The sequence below is a fragment of the Shewanella sp. BJSY2023SW001 genome, from assembly GCF_047314685.1.
Taxonomy (GTDB): domain Bacteria; phylum Pseudomonadota; class Gammaproteobacteria; order Enterobacterales; family Shewanellaceae; genus Shewanella; species Shewanella indica.
Window position 1 is genome coordinate 1 of the sequence record NZ_JBKORF010000046.1, and the last position, 2,557, is coordinate 2,557.

The window sequence follows — 2,557 nt, forward strand, 5'->3', positions numbered from 1 at the left end:
CCACTCATTAAACAGCTTACTGAAGCGGCCCTCAATGTTGAGCTCGACCAACATCTTGAAGATAAGCAGCCTGGTAATCGCAGAAATGGCAAGACCAGTAAGACACTGAAGACCGCTACCGGTAGCTTTGAGCTGCATACTCCGCGTGACCGAGATGGCACCTTCGAGCCTCAGGTTGTAAAAAAGAACCAGACATACCTGACCGATGAGATGGAGCGGAAAATCATTGCGCTATTTTCACTGGGCACAAGTTATCAGGATATTCGTGCCCATATCGCCGATATCTACGGCATTGAAGTCCCCAATGGCACCATCAGCGCCATTACTGATAAACTGCTACCTGAGCTTCAGGCTTGGCGTGAACGTGATTTAGAAGCCCTGTATCCCATCCTCTGGCTTGATGCTATTCACTATAAAATCAAAGAGAATGGCCGCTTTGTCAGCAAAGCTGTGTACACCATTCTGGCGCTCAATGTAGAAGGAAAAAAGGAGCTGTTGGGCTTGTATATCTCAGACACTGAAGGTGCACATCAGTGGCTAAGTATACTAACCGATCTTCATAGTCGCGGTATTAAAGACATCCTGATTGCCTGTGTTGATGGCCTTAAAGGCTTCCCTGAAGCCATTGAAACCATTTACCCACATACAGAGGTGCAGTCATGCATCATTCATCAAATTCGTAACTCAATGAAATACGTAGCGTCTAAAAACCAGAAGGCGTTTATGGCTGATTTAAAGTGTGTCTATAAAGCCACAACCCTCAATGCAGCTGAGATGGCGCTGGACGAGCTGGAAGCCAAATGGGGCGACAAATATCCTGTGGTCATCAAGTCCTGGCGCAACAAGTGGGCGCTGTTATCGACCTATTTTAAGTACCCGGAATACGTGCGTAAGGCTATCTACACCACGAACGCGGTTGAGGCCGTACATCGTCAGTTTCGTAAACTGACGAAAACCAAGGGTGGTTTTGCCAACGAGAACAGTTTACTCAAACTGCTCTACGCCGGTATATTGAAGGCTCAGGAGCGGTGGTCACACCCGATTCAAAACTGGAATTTAACGCTATCTCAGCTGTCCATCCATTTTGAAGGACGACTGGATGCTCACATCGATCTGTGATTTTTAACGTGACACAGAATTTTGAACACCCTCAACTAATTACCTAAAACTAAATCATAATGGTTTACTTCATAGTGTATCGTATTCCCACCGGATAAAAATACACCGTATACTCCTTTCTCCCTGAATCATCTATAAATGGCAGATTAATAGTGAAGTATCCATCATCCCCGACAAAATTGATATTCATAGCAACTAATTCACCACAGAGTATATCAGGGTCTACCCTTAGCATTCCGACTTTGACCAGTCTTAAGCCTGTCTCTCGATAGGGCAACTCGATACGCTCCCCTTGATAAAAATCAGAGAAAGCCTCTTCGGAATCAGAATATCTACAAACTAATACCCCTTCCTTCCCTTTCTCCAAACTTGGGTAACGTTTCTTCTCTAGGAATCGAAGGGGAGTCTTTCTGCCGGTTCGATACTGGTCCAACACCATATTTTGTACATCCAGAGAAACCCCTGCTTTTCGTGATGTTATAAAAATCTCTATGTTAATATCATCCAGATAGTCAATACCCGTTTTCTTTCGTGGATGATTATATATACCAGGGATCATGAACTTAACTTGCACACCATTATCAAAACTAAGTACCGGGCTGGTGATCGGAGAGTCGTAGCCGGTATCTATTGGCCCTAAGTACTCCTCCGTATCAACCCTGTTCAGGCCATAAGCGGTATGAGTATCATAGACATAATAGGCACATCCTTGTAACCAATATCCCATAAGAAAACACATAGTCAGAAATATATTTCGCATTATGGCCCTCATTCCTGATTAGTCAAATAATAACGGTGATTCTCTAGCCCAAGGAATAATATTGATCGACTATGCAAGGAAGAATAGAAAATTTTTAAATCTGTCACCATTTAGTTCGATGAAGTCCACTTAATCAGCTTTTTATGGAAATAAACAACCTTACTATTCAATGGCAAAAGAGACTCCGAGAAGTCGAGGGCAAAATCAGCATCCTTGATCTTTTCAGGCAGCTTGAAATACAAGTTGTAACAGTTGTCTGAAAAACGGCTGCTTTTCAGCAAACTCTCCTTCTTATTCCCAACATCTATACTCCTCCCCCCCCATCCATCAATAGAGTTATCAAATCCACAAAACAGAGTATCACTTCTATTATATTTCATAACTTTATGTGGTTTAACATACATATCGCCACCATCAAACTTCATGATTAAAGCTATCCCCTCCCCCATTAACTCCAAACCGTTTTTTAAGGGGGCCCGAATTCAGATAATAAGTGCACCACTCATGGTTAAACGGTGAGGAGAGATCAACTGCCTGTTGGTGATACTCTGTAGTCGCCAAACAAACATGAGTAGTTACCATGAATTACAAGCAGTTGATCGAGGGACAACGATACCAGATTGAGGCCTATTTACGCGAGGGTTTCAGTTATCGGGAGATAGGAAAACGTCTGAAAGT

At 43.1% G+C, this 2,557-nt stretch carries 4 protein-coding genes (1 of these 4 cut by a window edge); 2 read left to right on the forward strand and 2 right to left on the reverse strand.

Annotated elements, in window-relative coordinates; translation table 11 throughout:
* On the forward strand, nt 1–1,119 hold a 1,119-nt coding region (locus ACMHXH_RS10830), incomplete at its 5' end, for an IS256 family transposase (RefSeq protein WP_413737819.1).
* A 64-nt stretch (nt 1,120–1,183) separates the two neighbouring features.
* Here ACMHXH_RS10830 and ACMHXH_RS10835 read toward each other — a convergent pair.
* Nucleotides 1,184–1,846, reverse strand: coding sequence for a hypothetical protein (locus ACMHXH_RS10835; RefSeq protein WP_144362215.1), 663 nt, complete (start codon nt 1,844–1,846; stop codon nt 1,184–1,186).
* Nucleotides 1,847–1,989: 143 nt separating this feature from the next.
* Complete coding sequence (locus ACMHXH_RS10840) at nt 1,990–2,304, reverse strand: hypothetical protein (protein WP_335912943.1); 315 nt, start codon at nt 2,302–2,304, stop codon at nt 1,990–1,992.
* A 155-nt stretch (nt 2,305–2,459) separates the two neighbouring features.
* On the opposite strand from ACMHXH_RS10840, the gene ACMHXH_RS10845 reads away from it, so the two are divergent.
* Nucleotides 2,460–2,557 carry part of the coding region annotated (locus ACMHXH_RS10845; protein ID WP_413738040.1) for a helix-turn-helix domain-containing protein on the forward strand (this coding region is incomplete at its 3' end). The annotated region continues 165 nt past the right edge of the window, so 98 of the 263 annotated nt are shown.

Bases quoted from the DNA above. Each gene is read 5' to 3' on its own strand.
- ACMHXH_RS10835 (WP_144362215.1), bottom strand. From the start codon at position 1,846: ATGGGATATTGGTTACAAGGATGTGCCTATTATGTCTATGATACTCAT.
- ACMHXH_RS10840 (WP_335912943.1), bottom strand. From the start codon at position 2,304: ATGAAGTTTGATGGTGGCGATATGTATGTTAAACCACATAAAGTTATG.